Annotated in this window: 21 protein-coding genes and 1 riboswitch; of the genes, 17 read left to right on the top strand and 4 right to left on the bottom strand. The window is 66.0% G+C overall.

The window, feature by feature from the left end; all coding sequences use genetic code 11:
- The first annotated feature begins 30 nt into the window (after positions 1–30).
- Positions 31–237, top strand: a riboswitch (cobalamin riboswitch).
- A 141-nt stretch (positions 238–378) separates the two neighbouring features.
- Genes FQK05_RS21345 through FQK05_RS21325 form a run of 5 tightly spaced genes read left to right on the top strand, consistent with a single transcriptional unit; the run spans position 379 to position 5,546 of the window.
- Positions 379–2,325 carry a TonB-dependent receptor plug domain-containing protein gene (locus tag FQK05_RS21345; RefSeq protein WP_158970732.1) on the top strand — a complete coding sequence of 649 codons (1,947 nt, stop codon included), beginning with the start codon at positions 379–381 and terminating at the stop codon, positions 2,323–2,325.
- A gap of 2 nt (positions 2,326–2,327) precedes the next feature.
- Entirely contained in the window at positions 2,328–3,152 is an 825-nt protein-coding gene (locus FQK05_RS21340) for an ABC transporter substrate-binding protein (RefSeq protein WP_233270622.1), read from the top strand.
- Positions 3,149–4,141, top strand: coding sequence for a FecCD family ABC transporter permease (locus FQK05_RS21335; RefSeq protein ID WP_158970730.1), 993 nt, complete (start codon positions 3,149–3,151; stop codon positions 4,139–4,141). The genes FQK05_RS21340 and FQK05_RS21335 overlap by 4 nt, the downstream gene beginning before the upstream one ends.
- Positions 4,138–4,896: an ABC transporter ATP-binding protein gene (locus FQK05_RS21330; protein WP_158970728.1), complete on the top strand. Its 759-nt coding sequence runs from the start codon at positions 4,138–4,140 to the stop codon at positions 4,894–4,896. Before FQK05_RS21335 ends, FQK05_RS21330 begins: the two co-directional genes overlap by 4 nt.
- On the top strand, positions 4,893–5,546 hold the full coding sequence (locus FQK05_RS21325; protein WP_407644515.1) for an adenosylcobinamide amidohydrolase: 654 nt from the start codon (positions 4,893–4,895) through the stop codon (positions 5,544–5,546). Before FQK05_RS21330 ends, FQK05_RS21325 begins: the two co-directional genes overlap by 4 nt.
- A gap of 12 nt (positions 5,547–5,558) precedes the next feature.
- On the opposite strand, the gene FQK05_RS21320 is transcribed toward FQK05_RS21325, so the two are convergent.
- Positions 5,559–5,990, bottom strand: a complete 432-nt coding sequence (locus FQK05_RS21320) for a helix-turn-helix domain-containing protein (RefSeq protein ID WP_158970726.1) — start codon at positions 5,988–5,990, stop codon at positions 5,559–5,561.
- Between the two features lie 163 nt (positions 5,991–6,153).
- Between FQK05_RS21320 and FQK05_RS21315 the strand changes: the two genes are divergently transcribed.
- The 4 genes from FQK05_RS21315 to modC are packed head-to-tail and all read left to right on the top strand — an operon-like array spanning position 6,154 to position 9,502.
- Positions 6,154–6,954, top strand: a complete 801-nt coding sequence (locus tag FQK05_RS21315) for a TOBE domain-containing protein (protein ID WP_158970724.1) — start codon at positions 6,154–6,156, stop codon at positions 6,952–6,954.
- Positions 6,955–6,984: 30 nt separating this feature from the next.
- On the top strand, positions 6,985–7,743 hold the full coding sequence (gene modA, locus FQK05_RS21310) for a molybdate ABC transporter substrate-binding protein (protein WP_158970722.1): 759 nt from the start codon (positions 6,985–6,987) through the stop codon (positions 7,741–7,743).
- Positions 7,744–7,763: 20 nt separating this feature from the next.
- Entirely contained in the window at positions 7,764–8,417 is a 654-nt protein-coding gene (gene modB / locus FQK05_RS21305; protein ID WP_233270621.1) for a molybdate ABC transporter permease subunit, read from the top strand.
- Complete coding sequence (gene modC / locus FQK05_RS21300) at positions 8,414–9,502, top strand: molybdenum ABC transporter ATP-binding protein (RefSeq protein WP_158970718.1); 1,089 nt, start codon at positions 8,414–8,416, stop codon at positions 9,500–9,502. The genes modB and modC overlap by 4 nt, the downstream gene beginning before the upstream one ends.
- 6 nt (positions 9,503–9,508) lie before the next feature.
- Here the strand turns inward: modC and hisD are convergent, their stop codons facing one another.
- Positions 9,509–10,837, bottom strand: a complete 1,329-nt coding sequence (hisD, locus tag FQK05_RS21295) for a histidinol dehydrogenase (RefSeq protein WP_158970716.1) — start codon at positions 10,835–10,837, stop codon at positions 9,509–9,511.
- Positions 10,838–11,399: 562 nt separating this feature from the next.
- Between hisD and FQK05_RS21290 the strand changes: the two genes are divergently transcribed.
- The 7 genes from FQK05_RS21290 to FQK05_RS21260 all read left to right on the top strand — a co-directional run bounded on the left by FQK05_RS21290 (position 11,400) and on the right by FQK05_RS21260 (position 18,592).
- On the top strand, positions 11,400–12,143 hold the full coding sequence (locus tag FQK05_RS21290; RefSeq protein ID WP_158970714.1) for a FadR/GntR family transcriptional regulator: 744 nt from the start codon (positions 11,400–11,402) through the stop codon (positions 12,141–12,143).
- Positions 12,140–13,033: a crotonase/enoyl-CoA hydratase family protein gene (locus tag FQK05_RS21285; RefSeq protein ID WP_158970712.1), complete on the top strand. Its 894-nt coding sequence runs from the start codon at positions 12,140–12,142 to the stop codon at positions 13,031–13,033. The genes FQK05_RS21290 and FQK05_RS21285 overlap by 4 nt, the downstream gene beginning before the upstream one ends.
- Positions 13,030–13,809, top strand: a complete 780-nt coding sequence (locus tag FQK05_RS21280; RefSeq protein WP_158970710.1) for an enoyl-CoA hydratase-related protein — start codon at positions 13,030–13,032, stop codon at positions 13,807–13,809. The genes FQK05_RS21285 and FQK05_RS21280 overlap by 4 nt, the downstream gene beginning before the upstream one ends.
- 96 nt (positions 13,810–13,905) lie before the next feature.
- The gene (locus tag FQK05_RS21275; RefSeq protein ID WP_158970708.1) at positions 13,906–15,042 is read left to right on the top strand and encodes a C4-dicarboxylate TRAP transporter substrate-binding protein; all 1,137 of its coding nucleotides are present in this window, start codon (positions 13,906–13,908) and stop codon (positions 15,040–15,042) included.
- 80 nt (positions 15,043–15,122) lie between these two features.
- The gene (locus FQK05_RS21270) at positions 15,123–15,659 is read left to right on the top strand and encodes a TRAP transporter small permease (protein ID WP_158970706.1); all 537 of its coding nucleotides are present in this window, start codon (positions 15,123–15,125) and stop codon (positions 15,657–15,659) included.
- Positions 15,652–16,959: a TRAP transporter large permease gene (locus FQK05_RS21265; RefSeq protein ID WP_158970704.1), complete on the top strand. Its 1,308-nt coding sequence runs from the start codon at positions 15,652–15,654 to the stop codon at positions 16,957–16,959. The genes FQK05_RS21270 and FQK05_RS21265 overlap by 8 nt, the downstream gene beginning before the upstream one ends.
- Before the next feature lie 52 nt (positions 16,960–17,011).
- Entirely contained in the window at positions 17,012–18,592 is a 1,581-nt protein-coding gene (locus FQK05_RS21260) for an acyl-CoA synthetase (RefSeq protein ID WP_158970702.1), read from the top strand.
- 58 nt (positions 18,593–18,650) lie between these two features.
- Here FQK05_RS21260 and FQK05_RS21255 read toward each other — a convergent pair whose 3' ends face one another.
- Positions 18,651–19,970 (bottom strand): glycosyltransferase, encoded by a 1,320-nt coding sequence (locus tag FQK05_RS21255; protein WP_158970700.1) that lies wholly within the window; start codon positions 19,968–19,970, stop codon positions 18,651–18,653.
- A gap of 3 nt (positions 19,971–19,973) precedes the next feature.
- Entirely contained in the window at positions 19,974–20,897 is a 924-nt protein-coding gene (locus FQK05_RS21250; RefSeq protein ID WP_158970698.1) for a GntR family transcriptional regulator, read from the bottom strand.
- Positions 20,898–21,074: 177 nt separating this feature from the next.
- Here FQK05_RS21250 and FQK05_RS21245 point away from each other — a divergent pair, with 177 nt between their 5' ends.
- Complete coding sequence (locus FQK05_RS21245; protein WP_158970696.1) at positions 21,075–22,121, top strand: polyamine ABC transporter substrate-binding protein; 1,047 nt, start codon at positions 21,075–21,077, stop codon at positions 22,119–22,121.
- The last annotated feature ends 32 nt before the right edge of the window (positions 22,122–22,153 follow it).

Below are 22,153 nucleotides of genomic sequence, written 5' to 3'. Positions count from 1 at the left end.
CTTTCGGCTTTTCTTTGGCGACTGCCTGGGTCAGGTTGCGCGCGTTCTGGTTCGGGCGGTTCGCCGTCCGATGAAAAGGGAACGCGGTGCGGGGTCTTCGGGTCCCAAGACCGCGACTGCCCCCGCAACTGTAAGCGGAGAGCAGCGTCGAACATGCCACTGCGGTGAACCCCGCGGGAAGGCCGGCGCCTGCATCGACCCGCAAGTCAGGAGACCTGCCAGGACAGATCACCCGGTTCCCGTGCGGGGCGCGCGGCGGACGGCGGACCTTTCCGCAGTGGTGGCAGCAGCCGTCTGCGGATCGGGGCCTTCCCCGTCCAGGACATGATCAGTGATCCCGGTGCGGGCCGTTGCCCGTCGCCGTTTCCGGGGACCGAAATGAAGACTACCCTGTTTTTCGTTGGCGCCAGCGCTCTGGCCGCTTCTCCTGCCCTTGCGCAGGACACCGCCCCCTTCGACCTGGGCGAACTCGTCCTGGGCGGGGGCCTGATCCCGATCGAGGCCGAACGCTATGGCCGGGCCGTGACCGTGATCACCGCCCGTGACCTAGAGGAACGCCAGATCCGCCACGTGTCGGATGCCCTGCGTGCGCTGCCCGGCGTTTCGGTCAGCCAGTCGGGCGGCACGGGCGCCCTGACCCAGGTCCGGATCCGCGGCGCCGAAGGCAACCACACGCTGGTCAGGATCGACGGGGTGGACGTGTCGGACCCGTCCAGCGGCGCCTATGACTTTGCCGACCTGCTGGCCGACGACATCGAACGGATCGAGGTCCTGCGCGGCCCGCAATCTTCGATCTATGGCTCGAACGCCATCGGCGGCGTGATCAACATCGTGACCAAGTCCGCAACAGAACCCGGGCTGGTCACGACCGGAGAGCTGGAAGTAGGCACCGAGGACACGCTGGGCGGCCGCCTGTCGCTGCGCTATGCCACCGACCGGCTGCGGCTTTCGGCATCCGCTGCGCAACGGCAGACCGATGGCTATGACGTGTCCGGCAGCGGCGGCAAGCCCGACGGCGACCGCAACACGACGCTGAACGGCCGGCTGGAATACGACCTGACGGATCAGATCACCGTCGGCGGCACGCTGCGGCGTGTTCAGCGGACATCGGACTACGACCAGTTCAACTGGGGCGCGGCCACGGTTTCGGGGCTGGTGACCGACGCCGACCTTCAGACGAAGGAGACGAACCTCTTCGGGACTGCCTATGCGAAGATCGACCATCTGGGCGGGCTTTATCGCAGCGACTTGTTCTATGGCATGGCCGATATCGATGCCGTGGACACCAACAGCGGGGTCAAGACCTCGGATTACTCCACCACGCGGCAGACCTTCAGCTATCGCGGGTCGCTGGCACTGGATGGCGGTACTGTCGAAACGGCAGGGCAGGTGCTGAGCGTCCTGCTGCAACGGCAAGAGGAGACGTTCCAGAACAACGATGCCAGCCTGGTCTTCGACCCGGCGATGATGGCGAAACAGAAGCGGCGTCAGCAAAGCGTGGCCCTGGAATACCGCGGCAGCTTCCTGGCGGACGCGCTGAATCTGCAGGCCAGCGCACGGCACGACGACAACGATGGCGGCTTCGCCGATACCGACACGTGGTCGCTGGGCCTGTCCTACCTTCTGCCCAACGGGACGACCCGGGCCCATGCCTCTGCCGGGACGGCGGTCCAGAACCCGACGATGACCGAACAGTTCGGCTATAACCCGGGGACGTGGATCGGCAATCCGGACCTGCTGCCCGAAGAAAGCACCGGCTGGGACCTGGGCGTGGAACAGCGCTTCATGGGCGACCGTGGCGTGATCGACGTGACCTATTTCCGGGCCGACCTGACGAACGAGATCAACAGCACCTACAATGCCACGACCGGTGAATCGACGCCCTATAACGAGGACGGGCGCAGCCATCGCAAGGGGGTCGAGGTCTCGACCGATTTCGCCTTCGATAACGGGTTGACCTTGGGGGCGGATTACACCTGGCTGGATGCGACGGACCCGAAGGGCGGGACAGAAGTGCGACGGCCGCGCAACGAACTGGGCCTGCGCGCCTACTACCTGTTTCCGAACGGCTGCACGGAAATCGGGGCCGACATGCGCTACGTCGGCGGCCTGTGGGACTATGACTATACCGCGCCGTCCTATGGGTCGGACCTGTTGAAGCTGAAGGACTTTACCGTTGTGAACCTGACCGCCCAGCACCGGATCAACGCGGCCCTGACCCTGACGGCCCGGGTCGAGAACCTGTTCGACGAACAGTATCAGGAGGTCCTGGGCTATGACGCGCCCCCGCGGACGGCCTATGCCGGCCTGAACATCCGGTTCTGATCGTGCGCGCCCTGCGCCTGTCGGCCCTTCTGGGCCTGCTGGCCGTCCCGACCCCGGTCGGGGCGGCGCCGGCGCGCGTGGTGTCGATGAACCTTTGCACGGACCAGCTGGCGATGCTGCTGGCCGCGCCGGGGCAGCTTCTGTCGGTGTCGTGGCTGGCCCGCGACCCCCGCAGTTCGGCCATGCCGGAAGAGGCCGAGGCCTATCCCTTCCATCATGGCGGGGCCGAGGAGATCTTTCTGCTGAACCCCGACCTTGTCATCGCCGGCCGCTATACCGGGCGCGCGACGGTGGCGATGCTGGAACGGCTGGGCATCCCGGTGCTGATCGTTGATCCGGCCCGTTCGCTGGACGATGTTCGGGACCGGATTGCCGAAGTGGGCGCGGCGCTGGGGCGGGCAGAAGAGGCGGACCGCCTGATAGCCGGCGTCGATGCCCGGCTGGCCAGTTTGCGCGCCGCGGCCCCCGCGATCCGCAAACGCGCGGCGATCTATGCTGCGCGGGGCTATACTTCCGGCCCGGCCAGCCTGTCTGGGGCGATCCTCGATGCCGCCGGACTGGACAATGTCGCGGCCGAGGCCGGGTTTGCCGGTGGTGGGCAGCTGCCGCTGGAACAGTTGGTGATGCTGGACCCGGACCTTGTCGTCCTGCCGACCCGCTGGCCGGCGGCCTCTGTGGCCGAGGAAATCCTGGACCATCCCGCGTTGCGGTCCCTGCAGGCGCGCGCGCGCGTGGCCCCCCTGACCGACAGCGACTGGGTCTGCGGCACGCCGGCCGTCCTGAACGCGGTCGAAACGCTGGCCAGGGCGGCGGAGGCGCTGGAATGATCCGTTTCGGCTGGCTTCTGGCGGAGCTCGCGGCCCTTGTCGCAGTCCTGTTTGCTGCGTCGTTGCTGATCGGTCCGGCCGGGCTTCCGGCCGGTGAAAGCCTGCGGGCGCTGATCGCGGGTGACGGCGGTGTGATGACGCTGGTCATGCGCGAGATCCGCCTGCCCCGGGCCATCCTGGCCGTGCTGGTCGGCGGTTCCCTTGGTCTTGCCGGGGCCGCGATGCAGGGCTATCTGCGCAACCCGCTGGCCGAACCCGGGTTGCTGGGGGTCAGCGGATCGGCCGCACTTGGGGCCGTGCTGGCGATCCAGACCGGCCTGTCTGCCGCCTTCGTTCTGGCGCTTCCCGTCGCCGCGCTGGTCGGTGCGGGCCTTGCGGCGGTGCTGCTCTTGGCGCTGGCGGGATCCCGGGGCGGGTCGCTGACACTGATCCTGGCGGGCATCGCGATTTCGGCTCTGGCGGGTGCGCTGACCTCGCTGGTCCTGAACCTGTCGCCCAATCCCTTCGCCGCCTCCGACATCATGTTCTGGATGATGGGCTCGTTGGCGGACCGGTCCTTCCTGCATGTCTGGCTGTGCCTGCCTTTCGTGCTGGCCGGTGCGGCCCTTCTGATGCCGCTCTCGCGCGGGCTGGATGCCCTGACGCTGGGCGAGGACGCGGCCGAAAGCCTGGGCATCTCGCTGGTGCGGCTGCGGTTGCGGCTGGTGGCGGGGGTCGCCCTGCTGGTCGGCGCCACGACGGCCGTGACCGGAGCCGTGGGCTTTGTCGGACTGGTCGTGCCTCATATCCTGCGCCGGGCCGTGGGTGCGATGCCGGGCCGCTTGCTGCCGGCCTCGGCGCTGGGTGGAGCGGCAATGGTGCTGGCCGCGGACATTGCCGTCCGCCTGATCCTGCCGGACCGGGACCTGAAGCTGGGCGTCCTGACCGCCATCGTCGGCGCGCCGCTGTTCCTGCATCTGGTCTTCCGCACGCGGAGGGAAGGTGCATGACTCTGCTGACCCTTGAAGACCTGACCGTCCGGCGCGGTCCCTGCCCGGTGGTGGAAGGCGCCTCGCTTTCTGTCGCGGGGGGTGAGGTCGTGGGACTTGTCGGCCCCAACGGCGCGGGCAAGACATCCCTGATGCGCGCCACGCTGGGCCTGTTGCCGCATGACGGCCGGTCCTCGCTGGCAGAACTGCCGCCGAGGGCCCGGGCCCGTCAGGTCGCCTGGTTGCCGCAGGCGCGCGAGATCGCCTGGCCCGTGACTGTCGAACGGCTGATCGCCCTGGGCCGCGTGCCCCATGGCCGCAGGGCAGGGCCGGCCGATGCGCAGATCATCGACGCAGCTATCGCGCGGATGGACCTGGACGCCTATCGCTACCGCACCGCGACGCATTTGTCGGGGGGCGAGCAGGCGCGCGTCCTGCTGGCCCGGGCGCTGGCGCAGGGGACGCCGCTGCTGATAGCGGACGAACCGATTGCGGGCCTCGACCCCGCGCACCAGATCGCCACGATGGAGGTCTTTGCCGGTCTGGCAACGGAAGGGGTGGGCACCGTCGTCTCGATCCACGACCTGGGTCTGGCGGCGCGCTTCTGCACGCGGCTGGTCCTGATGGACCGCGGCCGGATCGTGGCCGATGGCAGGCCGCTGGAGGTCCTGACGCCCGAACGGCTGGCCGATGTCTTCGGCATCACTGCCTGGGCTGCGGACACGCCCGAAGGTCCGGTTCTGCAGCCGATGACCCTGTCCCGGAGGCCGCGGTGAAGGTCACCCACGACGCGCCCTGGCTGATTGCCGATCTTCGCGAACCGATGCGGGTGCTAAGCTGGGCCCTGAACCTGCCGGGTTTCGTTGCGGCGGATCGGGTCGTGTTCCGCGAGGTGCGCGACAGCGACCTGCCCGAAGGGCTGGATGCCATGGTCTGGTTGCAGCAGGCGCTGGACGGGGCCGGGCTGGACGATGCCCCGACGCTGCTGACCTCGCGCTCGGTCGCGAGTTACAGGCTTTGCACGGCGCAGGTCGGGGAGCTTACGGCCACCTGCCTTGCGACGGTCGGCCTGTCGAACGCGGAACGCGTCGGTCGCCGACGTGCCCCCGGGCACCGGATCGGCACTATCAACATTGCCGTCGAAACCTCTGCCGGGTTGACCGAGGCTGCCCAGATCGAGGCCCTGACCATCGCTACCCAGGCCCGCACCGCCGCAGTGATGGAGGCCGGCCTGCCGGTTCCCGGCGGCATGGCCACGGGCACCGGCACCGACTGTATCGCGCTGGCGGTCATGCCGGGGGAGGGGGCCTTTGCCGGGCTGCACACCGAGGTTGGCGAGGCCATCGGCCGCGCGGTCTATCAGGCCGTCGCAAAGGGTTGCGCCGATTGGCTGACGCACCGACCGGACCTTCGCGGCGGCGCCTGAGCGCGATCGGCGTCAGTCCTCGTCCGTCTCCAGCCCCAGCCTTTGCGCCTCGCGCCTCGCCTTGTAGGCGAAAAGGTCCCCGGCCCGGATGCGGCGGTGCCGGCCGGTCAGGGTGAAGGGTATTTCCCCGTCCTCCAGAAGCTTGACGACATGGGGCCTGGACATGCCCAGAAGGTCGGCGGCCTGCTGGGTCGTCAGGTCGCGTTCCACCGGGATCAGGTGAAACCCCCGCCCGGCAGAGGCGACGCGCAGCATGTCCAGAAGTGCATCCGCCAGCGCCGGTTCCAGCGTCAGGTCGTGGTCCATGCCGTCGGCCCCGGTCAGGGTCATCCGGGTCGGCTGCCCATCGGTCGTCAGCGCGGCAAGGATTTCGCGCAACTGCCGCGCGCTCCGGATCTCGGCCGGGTCGGACAGGGCGGTGGGCATTTCGCGTGGTCCGGTCATTCAGCCTTTGTCCCCGGTTCGGTCGTCGAAAGGGTAGGGGCGGCGCGGATCATTCGCAATATTCGAAACGACCCCGAAGCCCGGCGCGACTTTCCGTTGGATTTCCGTATGTGGATGGCGATATGTAGACAAAGTACATATCGATTCAACCCCTGAGGATCCGATGACCGACGGCCATCTGAAAGCAGCCCTGTCCCTGGCCCGCGACGGCGCCTCTCGCGTCGGGCATGACCGGATCCGGCTGCTGCAAGCGGTGGACGAACACGGCTCCATCGCTGCCGCCGCGCGCGCCGTGGGCCTGTCCTACAAGGCGGCCTGGGATGCGGTGGGGACCCTGAACAACCTCTTCGCCCAGCCTGTGGTCGAGGCCGGCAAGGGCGGCAAGTCCGGTGGGGGTGCGACGGTGACACCGGCCGGGCAGGCGCTGATCGACAGCTTCTTCCGCATGGAAAAGGCGCTGACCCAGGCATTCGCACAGCTTGAATCCGAACTGGGCACCGCGCCCCTGGCCACCACCAACCTGTTCCGGAGCATCACCTTGCAGACCAGCACCCGCAATGCCTTCCGCTGTACCGTGACCAAGGTGACCGAGGGTGCCGTGAATTCCGTCATCGACATGAAGCTGACGGACGATCAGTCCCTGACGGCGGTGATCACGGAACGCAGCGCCTCCGCCATGGGGATTGCCGAGGGCAGCGTGGTCTATGCCCTGATCAAAGCCCCCTTCGTAACCCTGGCGCCGGGAGAGCTGACGACCCCGATTTCGGCCCGGAACGTTCTGGTGGGCACCGTGTCCGCCCGCCACGACGGCGCCGTGAATTCCGAGGTCACGCTGGATATCGGCGGCGGCAAGACGGTGACGGCGATCATCACCATCGACAGCGCCGACCGGCTGGACCTGAAACCGGGCGACACCGCGACGGCCTTCTTCAAGGCCGGCCACGTCATCGTGGCCCTTCCCTGACATCCTTCCCAAGACCCCAAAGGACCGACCATGATCCGATTTGCCCCGACCGTCCGCAGCGCCGTCATCCTGGCCACCATCGCCTTTGGCAGCAACGCCATGGCAGGCGAGACGACGGTTGCCGTCGCTGCCAATTTCACCGCCGCTGCGCAGGAGATTGGAACGGCGTTCCAGAATGCGACCGATCACTCCGTGACCTTCACCTTCGGCTCCACCGGGCAGCTTTACACCCAGATCACCCAGGCCGCTCCCTTCGACGTGTTTCTGGCTGCCGACCAGGTCCGCCCGGAATTGGCGGAAACCGATGGCTTTGCCGTACCGGGCTCACGCTTCACCTATGCCGAAGGCCAGCTGGTGCTGTGGAGCGCTGATCCCGCTGCCATCGACGGAACGGCGAAGGTGCTGGAAAGTCCCGCCCTGACTCATGTCGCCATCGCCAACCCGGCCACGGCCCCCTATGGCGCCGCGGCGGTCGAGGTGCTGCAGGCGCTGAACCTTTATGACGCGCTGCTGCCCAAGCTGGTCGAGGGCAAGAGCATCAGCCAGACTCACCAGTTCGTGGCGACTGGCAATGCGCAGGTCGGTTTCGTGGCGCTGTCGCAGGTGATCAAGGACGACAGCGGGTCGGACTGGCTGGTTCCGGCCGCCATGTACAAGCCGATCCGGCAGGACGCCGTCCTGCTGAAGATGGCCGAGGGGAACGAGGCCGCCGCGGCCTTCATCGACTTCCTGCAGGGACCCGAGGCGCGGGCGATCATCGAAAGCTACGGCTACCGCGTGGGCGAATAGGTCCGATGTTCGATGCGGCGATGACCCAGACGATCGTTCTGACGCTGCGCCTGGCGGGGCTGACGACGGTGCTTCTGCTGCTGCTGGGCACGCCGCTGGCCTGGTGGCTGGCCCATGGGCGCAGTTTCGGCAAGGATGTCGTGTCGACGCTCGTGTCGTTGCCCATCGTGCTGCCGCCGACGGTGCTGGGCTTCTACCTGCTGATCGCGATGGGGCCCAACGGTCCCTTCGCCGCGATCCTGGGCCGGCCGCTGTCCTTCACCTTCTGGGGGCTGGTCGTGGGGTCGGTGGTCTATTCGCTGCCCTTCGTTGTGAACCCGATCCGCAATGCGTTCGAGGCGATGGGGCCAAGACCGATGGAGGTCGCGGCGACGCTGCGCGCCTCGCCGCTGAACGCCTTCTTTACCGTGGCCCTGCCGCTGGCCAGTCCCGGCCTGCTGACCGGGGCGATCCTGGGCTTTGCGCATACGGTCGGCGAATTTGGCGTGGTGCTGATGATCGGCGGCGGCATCCCGGGGCGGACCAAGGTGCTATCGGTCCAGATCTTCGACTACGTGGAAACGCTGGACTGGGGCAAGGCGCATCTGCTGGCCGGTGGCATGCTGGTCTTTTCCTTCGCCGTGATCCTGTCCATGACCGTGATCGAACGCCGCCTGACGGGACGCCGCGCATGATCGATGCGCGTTTTGCCGGCCGCCTCGGCCGCTTTCGCCTGGACGCGGCCTTCACCGCGCCGGGGCAGGGGGTGACCGCCCTTTTCGGCCCGTCCGGCTGTGGCAAGACGTCCGTGTTGCGCTGCATGGCCGGGCTGACCCGGCTGACCCACGGCCATCTGACAGTGAACGGAGAGACCTGGCAGGACGGCCGCCACTTCCGCCGGACCCACCGCCGGCCCTTGGGCTATGTCTTCCAGGAGGCGAGCCTGTTCGCCCATCTCTCGGTCCGGGCCAACCTGGACTATGGCCGGCGGCGCAGCGCGCCGGCCGACGGGCAGGACATCGGCTTCGACGAGGTGGTGGAGCTTCTGGGGATCGAACGGCTGTTCGACCGCCCTGTCGCGATGCTGTCGGGGGGCGAACGTCAGCGCATCGCCATCGGCCGGGCGCTGCTGTCGCAGCCGCGCCTGCTCCTGATGGACGAACCCCTGTCGGCGCTGGACCGGATCAGCAAGGACGAGATCCTGCCCTACCTTGAACGGTTGCACGCCCGCCTGTCGATCCCGGTGATCTATGTCAGCCACGATCTGACCGAGGTCGAACGCCTGGCCGACACGCTGATCCTGATGGAGGCCGGCCGCGTCCGCGCGCAGGGAGCAATTGCCGGGATGCTGGCCGACCCGGACCTGCCGCTGATCGGGATGCCCCGCCCCGCGGCCGTGATCGACGGAGAGGTGATCGGCAGCGATACCGAATATGGCCTGACCCATGTGCAGGTGCCGGGCGGTGTGGTGATCGTGCCGGGGCTATTGGGCGCGCCCGGTACGCGGACGCGCCTGCGGGTTCCGGCCAGCGATGTCAGCCTGGGCCGCAAGCCGCCATCCGACACGACGATCCTGAACGCCCTGCCGGCGGTGATCCTTGGGGCGGAGCCGACGAAGAACCACCAGGTCACCGTCCGGCTGCAGCTGGGGGCCGACGGGGCTGGGGCGCCGCTTCTGGCGGGGATTTCGCGGAAATCCTGGGATACATTGGGCTTCCGGCCCGGCGAGACCGTGGTGGCACGGCTGAAGGCGGTGGCTTTGGACGTGCCGTCCGCCTGATCGCGCCTATTCCGCCGCTTCGGGACGGGTTGCGGATTCGCCGAAGGGCACGTTCCGCCCGCCATAACGGCGGACGCGCAGATTGCACTGTTCGGCATGGCCGACAAAGCCTTCCAGCATGCAAAGGCGCGATCCGTATTCACCGATCATCACTGCGGCCTCGTCCGTCTCGACCCGTTGATAGGTGTGGGTCTTCAGGAACTTTCCGACCCACAGCCCGCCGGTATAGCGCCCGGCGCGGCGGGTGGGCAGCGTGTGGTTGGTGCCGATGACCTTGTCGCCATTGGCGACATTGGTCCGCGGCCCCAGGAACAGCGCGCCATAGCTGTGCATGTTCTGCAGGAACCAGTCGTCCCGGTCGGTCATGACCTGGACATGTTCCGACGCGATGTCGTCGGCCACCGCCAGCATTTCTTCATGGGTGTCGCACAGGATCACCTCGCCATAGTCCCGCCAACTGGCCGACGCCGTGGCGGCGGTGGGCAGGATCGTCAGCAGGCGATCAATTTCGGCCAGCGTACCTTCCGCCAGTTTCCGCGAATTGGTGACAAGGATGGCGGGCGAGTCAAAGCCGTGTTCGGCCTGCCCCAGAAGGTCGGTCGCGCACATCTCGGCATCCACCGTGTCGTCCGCGATCACCATGGTCTCGGTCGGGCCGGCGAAGAGGTCGATGCCCACCCGGCCGAAAAGTTGGCGCTTGGCCTCGGCCACGAAGGCGCTGCCGGGGCCCACGATCATGTCGACGGGCCGGATCGTTTCCGTGCCCAGTGCCATTGCGCCCACGGCCTGCATGCCGCCCAGCACATAGATTTCATGCGCGCCGCCCAGATGCATTGCCGCGACCATCGCCGGATGGGGCACGCCGTCCCGGGGCGGCGCAGAGGCCACGATCCGCGGCACGCCCGCCACGGCAGCGGTCAGGACCGACATATGGGCCGAAGCCACCAAGGGAAACTTGCCCGCGGGTACGTAGCAGCCCACCGACTGGACCGGGATATGCTTGTGCCCCAGGATCACGCCGGGCAGCGTCTCGACCTCCACATCCGTCATCGACGCGCGCTGCGCTTCGGCGAAGCGGCGGATCTGGGTCTGGGCGAAGCGGATGTCCTCCATGTCGCGGGTGGACACCTTCTGCATCGCGGCCTCGATCTGCGAGGGCGTCAGGCGAAAGCACTCGGGTTCGAACCGGTCGTACCTGGCCGACAATTCGCGGATCGCCGCGTCGCCGCGGGTCTCGATATCCTTCAGCGTCGCCTCGACTATGGCGCGCACCTTCTGGTCGTCTTCGGCGCGCTCCGTTTCGGGTTTGCCGGATTTCAGGTGTTCAATCGCCATGGGCTTGTGCATTCACTGGTTGAAGTGGAAACGCCTGCGGATCGCCGTTCCGCAGGTTAATGGGTTCGTACCTTTCACAGGCCAACACATTCGACAAGTCAGACCCGCAAGAACCGGGTGGAGCCCGTCAGGGCCGATCCGTGCAGCGCCGCGATTCCCCGGGTGCACACCCACGTGGGCCTGACCGTCTGGCCGGTTTGGCCCTTTCCCTGAGGGGAACCCGGATTAGTGTCGGACACTAAGGCCCTGAACAGGTTTCAGCTGCGCATTTCCCTTACGTCGATCACGTCGTTGTTAGACCACTGAACGGACATTTTCCGCTGCGTCTCGCAGGATAAATAGATATTTATTACAGCACAATATACGGTTTTTCGCAATGCGAAACGGATTTCCGAAAATCGTTAATGGACGGTTGACAGCCCCCCGGACTCTCGGCCAATTTGCGCTAATGTCGGACTATGGAGGGAGGAGCCAGATGTCCAGACGGCCATTGTGCTGCTGTCTTGCCGTGCCGGGGAGGCCGGCCGCCATGTGTCCGTGTCGCGAAGCGTGACCCTGCATCATGGCCTTGACAACCAAGACCGACCATGTCGGCTTTGCCTATCAATTGATCGCCGAGGAAATCGAGACCCGCATCCTTCGGGGCGATCTGAAGCCGGGCGACCAGTTGCCGGGCGAGGCGGAGCTGGGCACGATGTTCGGCGTCACCCGCTCGACAGTGCGCGAGGGTCTGAGGCAATTGGAAAGCGACGGGTTGGTCCACCGGCCGTCGCCCCGTCGGCTTGTCGTGACCGTTCCGCCGACGGATCAGCTTGCCACGCGTTCGGGGCGTGCCATGGCGCTGATGAAGGTGACCTTCCGCGAGCTGTGGCAGGTGACCATGGTCACGGAACCGCTGGCGGCACGGCTGGCTGCGGACCATGCCTCGGCCGAGGAGATCGAGAGCCTTCAGGCGCTTCACGCGGAACTGGTCGGCGTCGAAGGCCAGATGGCCGCCACGATCGAGCTGGACGAACAGTTTCATACCCGCGTCGCCGAGATGGGGAACAACCGCGTGCTGGGACTGGCCCGCGAACCGATCGCGTTGCTGCTGTTCCGGGGGTTCGCCCAGATCGCGCCGCACGCGCCGCACTTCTACAAGCGCCAGATCGAGGCGCATTCGAACATCATCGCCGCCATGCGTGATCGCGACTGCGAAAGGGCCGAGAAATGGGCCCGCATGCATATCGAAGACTTTTGGCGCGGCGCCCAGATCGCAGGTCTGGAAGATGCCGTGGCCATGAACCCAAAGGCCCTTTCCGCATGACGTTCCAGACGATTACGACCGACATCGATGATGGCGTCATGACCCTGACGCTGAATCGTCCCGACCGCCTGAACAGCTTTACCCTGCTGATGATGGAGGAGATGATCGCGGCGCTGGATCTGGCCGATGCCGACGACGCGGTGCGGGCGATCATCGTGACCGGTGCCGGCCGGGGCTTCTGCGCGGGCGTCGATCTGGAAGACCCGAACGCCTTTACCTCGGCCCGGGTCGATCCGCGTTCGACGGACCCTGACCTGTGGGCCGATCCGGCAAATCGCGACATGGGCGGCATCCTGGCGATGCGTCTGTTCAACTGCCTGAAGCCCCTGATCGCGGCCGTAAACGGGCCGGCGGTGGGCATCGGTGCCACGATGCAGCTGCCGATGGACATCCGCCTTGCGTCCGAAAAGGCGCGGTTCGGCTTTGTCTTCGCGCGGCGCGGCATCGTGCCGGAAGCGGCGTCGTCCTGGTTCCTTCCGCGGCTCGTCGGCATGTCGCAGGCGCTGGAATGGTGCTATTCCGGCCGGGTTTTCGGCGCTGACGAGGCGCTGGCCGGCGGGCTGGTGCGGTCGGTCCATGCGCCCGACGACCTGTTGCCGGCGGCCCGCGCCATCGCGGCCGAGATCGCGGCGAACACCGCGCCCGTGTCGGTCGCGCTGACGCGGCAGATGATGTGGCGCATGGCCGGGGCCGATCACCCGATGCAGGCGCACCGGATCGACAGCCGCGCCATCGCCGCCCGCAGTTCCGCCGCGGATGCTGCAGAAGGTGTCGCCAGCTTCATGGAAAAGCGCGCCCCGGCCTTCCCGGACAAGGTTTCCACCGACATGCCCGGCTTCTTCCCGTGGTGGACGGAACCCGGCTGGACCGACGCGGAGGAGCAGGCATGAGCGGCGAGATCCTGATCGAACCCAGGGGCCCTGTTACCGTCCTGCGCCTGCATGACCCGGCCACGATGAATGCGCTGACACCGCAGATGGCGCTGGCGCTGCATGCCGCGCTGGACAAGGCCGTGGCCGACGGCGCCCGCGCGATTGTCCTGGCCGGTTCCGACCGCGCCTTTTCGACCGGCGCCAACCTCAAGGCGGCGATCCCGGCCGACTTGGCGGATTTCGACGTCGGCGGCACGCTGGAAGCGGAATACAACCCGCTGATGCTTACGATCCGCGACCTGCCGGTGCCGATCATTTCGGCCGTGAAGGGGGCTGTGGCGGGCGTCGGCGCGTCCATTGCGCTGGCCTGCGATATCATCGTGGCAAGCCGGTCGGCCTATTTCCTGGAAGCCTTTGCCCGCATCGGTCTGATCCCCGACGGCGGTGCGACTTGGCTTTTGACCCGTGCCGTGGGCCGGGTTCGGGCGATGGAGATGATGATGCTGGCCGAAAAGCTGCCTGCGGAAACGGCCCACGACTGGGGTCTGATCACCCGCCTGGCCGAGGATGACGCGGTCGAGGAGACGGCGATGGAGATCGCCGCCACGCTTGCCCGCGGACCGCGGCGCAGCTATGCGCTGATCCGCAAGGCGGCGTGGAGCGCGGCCGACAGTGGTTTCGAGCAGGCCCTGCAGACCGAACGGCAGCTTCAGAAGCAGGCCGGCGAGACATCCGACTTTGCCGAAGGGCTGGCGGCGTTCATCGAGAAACGTCCCCCCGTCTTTCCCGAATGACCCCGCTTGCCGCGGGCCGGTCCGGGACGAAAGGTCCTGGACCGAACCCCGCGAGGCGGGACTGTAGATGACATGGTTTACCGGAGGAGAAACACCATGAAGACCAAGATGAAGGCCCTGCTGGCGGGCGCGGCACTGATGGCCCTGGCCGGCGGCGCGCAGGCGAACCAGCTGAGCTTTGCCGGCGGCTGGCCGCCCAACTCGGCGCCGACCGGCAAGATCGAGGACTTTGCCGCGGCAGTCGAAAAGAACACCGGCGGCGACGTGACCGTGAAGGTCTATCCGCTGTCGCTTCTGAGCTTTTCCGAGGCGAATGCCGGCGTGCGCGACGGTCTCGCCGACATGACGGCGAACCTGATGGCCTATTTCCCGGCCGAGTTCCCGAACTTCAACATGGTTGCCGAATTCTCGGAACTGGTGGAACTGAAGGAATATGCGGGCGAGATGAGCAGCCTGGCCTTCACCGGCGCCACGATGGACTATGTCTTCAACGACTGCCCGGACTGCCTGAAGCAGATCTCGGCGCAGAACCAGGTCTATCTGGGTGCCAGCTCGACCACGTCCTACGTGCTGCAATGCGGTGTGCCGCTGAAGACGGTCGACGACCTGAAGGGCAAGCGGATCCGTGCGGCCGGCGCCTATTGGGCGCGTTGGGCGGAAACCGTGGGCGCCGTGCCGGTGTCGATGTCGATCAACGAGACGCTGGAAGGCCTGAACCAGGGCGTGGTGGACTGCACCGCCTCGAACACGGCCGACTTCGTGAACTTCGGCTTCATCGACGTGGTCAAGTACGTCTATGTCGGTCTGCCGGGCGCCCAGTTCACCGTGAACTACACGATGAACAAGGACAGCTGGAACGACCTGTCGAACGAATCCAAGGAAGGCGTCCTGAAGGCGTCCGCCAAGCTGGCCGCGGACATCGCCTGGGTCTACATCCAGGAAGCCCGCGCCGGCCGTGAACGGGCACCGGAGAAGGGCATCGAATACGGCGCCGCCTCGCCCGAGCTGGTCGAGATGAACCAGGAGTTCATCCAGAAGGACAAGGAAGCCATCGCCGCGATCTACAAGGAACGTTTCGGGATCGAGACGGGTTCGGCCGCAGCCGACGCCCTGACCGAGCTGATGACCAAGTGGACCGGCCTGACCAAGGACGTTTCCAGCGCCGAGGACCTGGCCGAGATCTACTGGAACGAGATCTACTCGAAGATCGACGTCTCGACCTACGGCAAGTGAGCCGTCCCCATCCCTGACGCCCCGGCCGGGCGCCACCCTTTGCGGTGGCGCCCGGTCCGCGCGACAATCGGAGATATTCCATGTTCCTGATCGGCAGGACCCTGTCATACCTGGTCAAGTCGGCGTCCCTTGTGGGGGCGATCTGTGTCGTGCTGATGATGCTGCACGTCACGGCAGACGTCGTGGGCCGCTATCTGTTCAACGCCCCGCTGCCCGGTACGACTGTGGTTGTCGCGAACTACTACATGATCATCGTCGTCTTCATCGCCATCGGCGTGGCCGAGGAACGGCAGTCCCATATCGCCGTCGACGCGTTGACCGACTTGCTGCCGGAACGGCCGCGGATGGCCTTCGCGCAGTTCGCCACGCTGGTCACCATTGTCGTGACCGTCATCCTGATGATCAGCGGCTGGACCGAAGCGGTGAAGAAGACCAATTCCGGCGCCACCATGGAACAGGGTTCGCAACTGTTCGAGATCTGGCAAAGCTACTGGCTGATCCCCCTGGGCGCCGGCCTGATGGCAGCAGTCGCTGCCTATCGCTTCATCGTGACCCTGACCGGCCAGAAGAGCGGTCTGGACGAAGGCACTTCCGACGTGGAGATCATCAATGAGTGATGCCGGAATCGGCCTGACCGGCCTGGGCGTTCTGATCGCCCTGATCGCCATGCGCGTGCCCATCGGCATCGCCCTGATCGGCGTGTCCTTCACTGGGCTCTACGTGCTGATGGGCCCTCGCGTCGCCTGGGGCGCGATGAGCATCATCCCTTACAAGTTCACCTCCAGCTGGATCCTCAGCTCGATCCCGATGTTCCTGTTCCTGGGCTTCATCAGCTATCACACGCAGCTGACAAAAGGCATGTTCCAGGCGGCCCGATTGTGGTTGTCACGCTTTCCAGGGGGGCTGGCCATCGCCTCGATCATGGGGTCGGCCGCCTTTGCTGCCGTGTCCGGATCGTCCATCGCCTGTTCCGCCGCCATGGGCCGGATCGCCATCCCCGAGATGCTGAAGCACAAGTACCACCCGGAACTTGCGACCAGCACCGTGGCCGTGGCCGGCACCATCGGCGCCATGATCCCGCCGTCGATCATCCTGATCCTCTATGGCGTGATCGCGCAGATCTCGATCTCGCAGCTGTTTCTGGGCGGCGTGATCGCCGGACTTTTGACCGCACTGGGATACATCATCGTCGTGCTGGTCCGCGTCGGCCTGAACCCGTCGCTGGCACCCGAACGGGACGAAAGCGTCACGCTGAAGGAAAAGCTTCTCGCCCTGCGGGAAACCTGGCCGATCCTGCTGATCATGGTCGGGATCTTCGGCGGCCTCTTCGGGGGGGTCTTCACGCCGACCGAAGCCGGGGCCGTCGGCGCATCGCTGGCTTGCCTTGTCGCGATCGTCAGCGGCCAGATGACGCTGGGCCGGTTCCTGACCGCCGCGCGCGAGACGCTGATGACCACCGCGGCGCTGCTGCTGATCGCCATCGGCGCCAGTCTGCTGACACGCTTCCTGGCGCTGTCGGGGGCCGGGGACTACCTGTCCGAAGGCATCCTGTCGATTGCGACGAACCCGATCCTGCTGATGGTCGGCATCGTGGTCGTCTACCTGCTGATGGGCATGTTCCTGGAACCCATCGGGGCGATGCTGCTGACGCTGCCGATCATCCTGCCGGTCGTCGATGCGTCGGGATGGAGCCTGCTGTGGTTCGGCGTCGTCCTGACCAAGCTGCTGGAGATCGGGATGATCACGCCGCCTATCGGCATGAACGTCTTCGTCATCAAGAGCGTGGTGGGCGACCTGGTGAAGATCTCGGCCATCTTCCGCGGTGTCTTCTGGTTCGTGATCATGGACCTGTTGATCGTGACGATCCTCTGCGCCTTCCCGGACCTGATCCTATGGCTGCCGAGCCTTGTGAACTGACCTTGCCGGCCCGGGGAAGCCCGGGCCGAAGACCCATTGCCAGAGGTTGAACATGCAGACCAATGACCTAATCCGTCGCGCCCGAACCCAGTCGCTGGCAGACCTGCTGCGCCGGTCCGCGGCGCGGGTCCCGGACCGGACCGCGCTGATCTTCCGGGACCGGACGGACACCTTCGCCGACCTCGACGGTGCCGTGAACCGCGCGGCCCGCGGGCTGATGGCGCAGGGCGTCGCCAAGGGCGACCGGATCGCCCTGTTCGCCCACAACAGCCGCAGTTTCGTCGTCCTGCGCTTCGCGATGGCCCGGATCGGGGCCGTGATGACGCCGGTCAACTTCATGCTGAACGCGGCCGAGGTGGCCTATATCCTGACCCATTCCGGCGCGAAGATGATGATCGCGCAGGATTCGCTGTGCGGGACCGCCGATCAGGCGATGGCCGAGGCCGGGGTGAGCCTGCCCAGATTTTTCATCCCCCATTCCGGAACGCCCGCGCCCGACGGCTGGCAGCCGGAAAGCACCTTGCTGGACCACGAAGACGATGGCGAGGTCTGGGTCGACGTTCATGGCGACGACCCGATCCAGATGATGTACACCAGCGGCACGGAATCCCGGCCCAAGGGCGCGCTTCTGACCTCGGGCGCGCTTTATGCGCAATATGCCAGCTGCATCGCCGATGGCGACATGCGCGAGGATGCGGTAGACCTTCACTGCCTGCCGCTGTTCCACTGCGCGCAGCTGGACTGTTTCCTGTCGCCCGACCTCTATCTGGGCGCGACCTCTATCCTCCACGACAAGGCCGACCCGGCCGAAATGCTGGCGGCGATCGAAGCCCACGGCGTGACGAAGCTGTTCTGCCCGCCTACGGTCTGGATCGGCCTGCTGCGCCATCCCGATTTCGACAAGCGCGACCTGAGCAGCCTGAAGGTGGGCTATTACGGTGCTTCGATCATGCCGGTCGCGGTGATCGAGGAACTGGCCCGCCGCCTGCCTGCCATGCGGCTTTACAACTTCTATGGCCAGACAGAGATGGCGCCGATGGCGACCGTCCTGAAGCCCGAGGACCAGATGCGCAAGCTGGGGTCGGCCGGCCGTCCGGCGCTGAACGTGGAAACCCGGGTGGTGGACGACGACGACAACCCGCTGCCGGTCGGCGAAGTGGGAGAGATCGTGCACCGCTCTCCCCACCTGATCACGGAATATTATGCCGACGCCGACAAGACGGCCGATGCCTTCCGCAACGGCTGGTTCCACAGTGGCGACCTGGGGCGCTTTGACGAGGAAGGATACCTCTATGTCGTCGACCGCAAGAAGGACATGATCAAGACCGGCGGCGAAAACGTCGCCAGCCGCGAGGTGGAGGAGACGATCTTCCGCCATCCCGATGTGGCGGAGGTTGCAGTCTTCGGCATCCCCCATCCGCGCTGGATCGAGGCGGTGACCGCCGTTGTCGTGCCCAAGGCCGGGGCGAAGGTGACCGTGGATGACCTTGTGGCCCATTGCCGGGACGAACTGGCACATTTCAAGGTGCCGAAGCACGTCCACATCGCCGAGCAGCTGCCCAAGAATGCCAGCGGCAAGATCCTGAAGCGCGACCTGCGCCTGACCTTCGCCGAGACGTTCTCGACCGTCTGACGAGTACGATGGGGGCGGGCTGACGGGCCCGCCCTGTTCCTTGCGGAACCGGGCCGACCTACCCGTTGGAGGTCAGGGCTGCCCGGCGATCTGCACGGGCCCGGTGCAGCATGGCCATCACGGCATCTGCCGCGACCTCTGTCCCCGGTCGGCGCTTCATGTCGGCCGAGATCGCGGTCAGCCGGTCCTTCATCGCTTGATCGTGCAGGACGGTCCGGATGCACCGGTGGAGCATTTCCGGCGTCCAGTCACTGCGGTCGATCCACAGGCCAAGGTCCAGCGCAGCGGCGCGTTGCGCATTGTCGTGCCCGTCCCAGCAATAGGGCATCACGATGGACGGCACACCGTGAAACAGCGCCTCGCAAAAGCTGTTGTTGCCGCCATGGTGGATGAACAGGTCGACCTCGGCCACGACGGAGGGCTGGGGAAACCAGTCGCCCAGGCAGACATTGTCGGGCACGCGGTCATAGGTGTCCAGGAAGCTGCCCACATTGACGACGAAGCGCGCGGGGAAATCCGCGAAGGCGTCGATCAGGCGCCGGATCAGGCCAGTGTCCAAGGCGCCCAGCGAGCCGAAGCTGGTGTAGATCAGCGGGCCGGTATCGTCGGGGAAGCGCGGCATCTCGAAAGGGCTTTCGCTCCTAACGCATCCTTCGAGGTAGATGAACCGGTCTTCGGGCAGGGGGTCCTGCCGGTCGTAACGCACGGCAGACGGCGCCAGCAGCAGGTTCAGATCGTCCGAATTTTCCAGGAAGATACCGTCGGGCAGGGGCGGCAGCCCGCATTTGCGACGGAAGGCGTTGTAGCGTCGGTGCGCCCTGGCCGTCGACGTCCGGTAGGCGGCGGCGAAACCGGCGCAGGCCCCGGCATCCGCTGGATCCAGCCCCGACAGGTAGGGCGGCACGGCAGGATCGGGGATTTCGGTTTCCGCGCAGGACACGACGCGCACCCAGGGGCAACCGGCGGCGGCGATTGCCGGGAACATGATCACGTTGTCCAGCAGGATCGCGTCGGGGCGGATCTGGGCCAGGACGGATCGCAGGCTGGCCTCGACCCCGATGGCGCTGTCGACGATGGCCTCCCACGTAGGCGCCACATAGGTCTCCAGCTGGTCGAGGGGCGACAGGTTGAAGTTCGGCAGATGCGTGTTCAGGAAGTCGGTCCAGCGTGCCTCTGTCGTCTGGGCGCCGCCAGTATCGGCCGGGGTCAGATGATATTCCAGGAAACCGTATTCGGCGAAGACGCCCACGAAACCCGGATGGCAGATGAAGACCGGACGCGCGCCCTGCCGGCGCAGTTCCTGCGCGATGCCTACGCAGTTCAGGGCGGCGCCGAAACTGGCTTCGGGGAACAGGGCGATGGTCGGGGCGGTGTTCAAGCGTCAGCCTCTCAGCAGCGGGGAGATGCCGCGATTGGCGGCTTCGGGGCGGCGCACGGCCGAGCGGCGCAGGTGGACGACCATCAGGTCCGCCGCAAGGTCGTATTGTCTGCGGTCGACGCTGTCGAGGATCTCCAGATGTTCTTCCATCGACTTGCGCATCCGGTAGGCCGGGATGGTTCCGTCCTTGCGCGATGCCAGCCGTAACCGGTGATGCGCCAAAAGCGCGCTGCGGGCAAAGCGGTTGGACGAGCTTTCGGCGATCAATACGTGAAAGTCGATATCCGTCCGGCGGAACCTCGCGCCGGTGGCGGCGCTGTCGTCCAGGCGCAGGAAATCTTCCATCTGCGCCCGGATCTGGGTGGCTTTCTTGCCGTCCAGTGCGAAACCGGGAGAGGTGAGTGCCAGAGGCTCCATCACCAGCCGCATCTCGAAGCTCTCGGTAACGGCCCTGGCCGAGTCGATCATCGGCTGGAACGCCCAGGCGCGGCCGGGCAACTGGGTCACCAGCCCTTCGCGCGCCAGTACTGTTAATGCAAAAAGTACCGTACTGCGCGACGCGTCATAGCGACGGGACAATGCGCTGACGGACTGGATCTCTCCCAGCCTCCGGTCGGCACGGTCGGCCAGGATCCGGTCGGGCAGCGACCCTTCGACCCCTTCAAGGTCCGACAGGGCCGCGTCGATGTCATCGGGGGAATCGACTGCCAGGAAGTAGCCGCGCTCCTGCTGCCATTCCAGTATTCCTTGGGATTCCAGTATCTTGAAGGCAGATCGCATCGGCGTGCGAGAGACCTGACAGGCGTCGGAGAACAATTTTTCCGGCAGGTGGTCGCCCGTCTTCAGGCCGCGTTCGAAGACGACGCCGACGACCTGCTTGGCCAGGTTCAGGTGGCTTTGATAGGACGCGCGCCGTGTTCCGGCCAAGTTTTCCCCCGATCTGCCCGGCCGATCGCCCGGGGCATCGTCAATTGCACCAGAACAGAAAATACAAATTGACGTTCTTTTATTTGCAAAAATACAGTGTGGGCAGGCAGCAAGCAATAGCTGCCATCTATATTTCCTGGCGTCGAAGCCGGGGGCCACAACACAGGGAACACTCTGATGGGAATGAAACCTTTCTCCACCACGGGCCTGTCTGCGCTGGCGCTCTTGGCGTCAGTCGGCGTGGCCGGGGCCGAAGGCCTGGTCGTGTCGAACTGGGACGGCTACATGGCCGGTGACGCCATCGACACCTTCAATGCGGAAACCGGCAACGAGGCCGAATTGGTCCTGCACGCCACCAACGAAGAGATCATGGGCAAGCTGATCGCGTCCAAGGGCAAGGGCTATGACGTGGTTTTCGTCTCGTCCCCCTTCGCCGAGGTGTTGAACAATCTCGGGCTTGCCGAAACGCTGGACCATTCCAAGCTGCCGAACATTGCCAACCTCTACCCCGAAGCGAACCAACTGTCGCACGATCCGGGTAACACCTTCTCTATCCCCTATGCCTGGGGCACGACGGGTTTGTGCTATCGGTCGGACCTGCTGGCGGAAGAACCCGACAGCTGGATGGACCTGCTGCAACCGGCGGAAGGCGTCAGCGGCAAGACCACGATGCTGGCCACCGACCGCTGGCTGCTGGGCGCGGGGTTCCTGGCCAAGGGCTATTCCGTGAACGAGGTCGATCCCGAAAAAGTGGCCGAGGTGCGCGACCTGCTGATCGACGCCAAGGGCACGCTGCTGGCCTATGACGACACGACCTTTTATTCGAAACTGGTGTCGGGCGAGGCGGAGTTGGTCCATGCCTGGGACGGCTGGTGCAACTACGGCATCGCCGAAAACGCGGACATCAAGTACGTGATCCCGGAAGAAGGGTCCGACCTGTGGGTCGACACGATGGTCATCCTGAAGGGGTCCGAAAACAAGGACGCGGCCTATGACTTCGTGAACTTCATACTGGACGCGAAGAACCACGGCTGGGCGGCTGAAAACATCCTCTACAAGGTGCCGAACAAGCCCGCGATGGAGGGCCTGTCCGCCGAGATGATCGAGACCTTCCCGAACATGGCCATGACGCCCGCAGAGATGCTGGAATTCGAACAGCTGCGCGACGTGGGCGAGGGGCAGCGGCTCTATGCCCGGACCGTGTCGGAAATCAAGGCGAACTAAGGCGTTACAGGGCCCCGCGGGTCGTCCGCGGG

It is taken from the genome of Chachezhania sediminis (genome assembly GCF_009765275.1).
Taxonomy (GTDB): Bacteria; Pseudomonadota; Alphaproteobacteria; order Rhodobacterales; family Rhodobacteraceae; genus Chachezhania; species Chachezhania sediminis.
The sequence above is the reverse complement of the archived record's forward strand: the minus strand, read 5'-3'. Positions and strand labels throughout refer to the sequence as shown.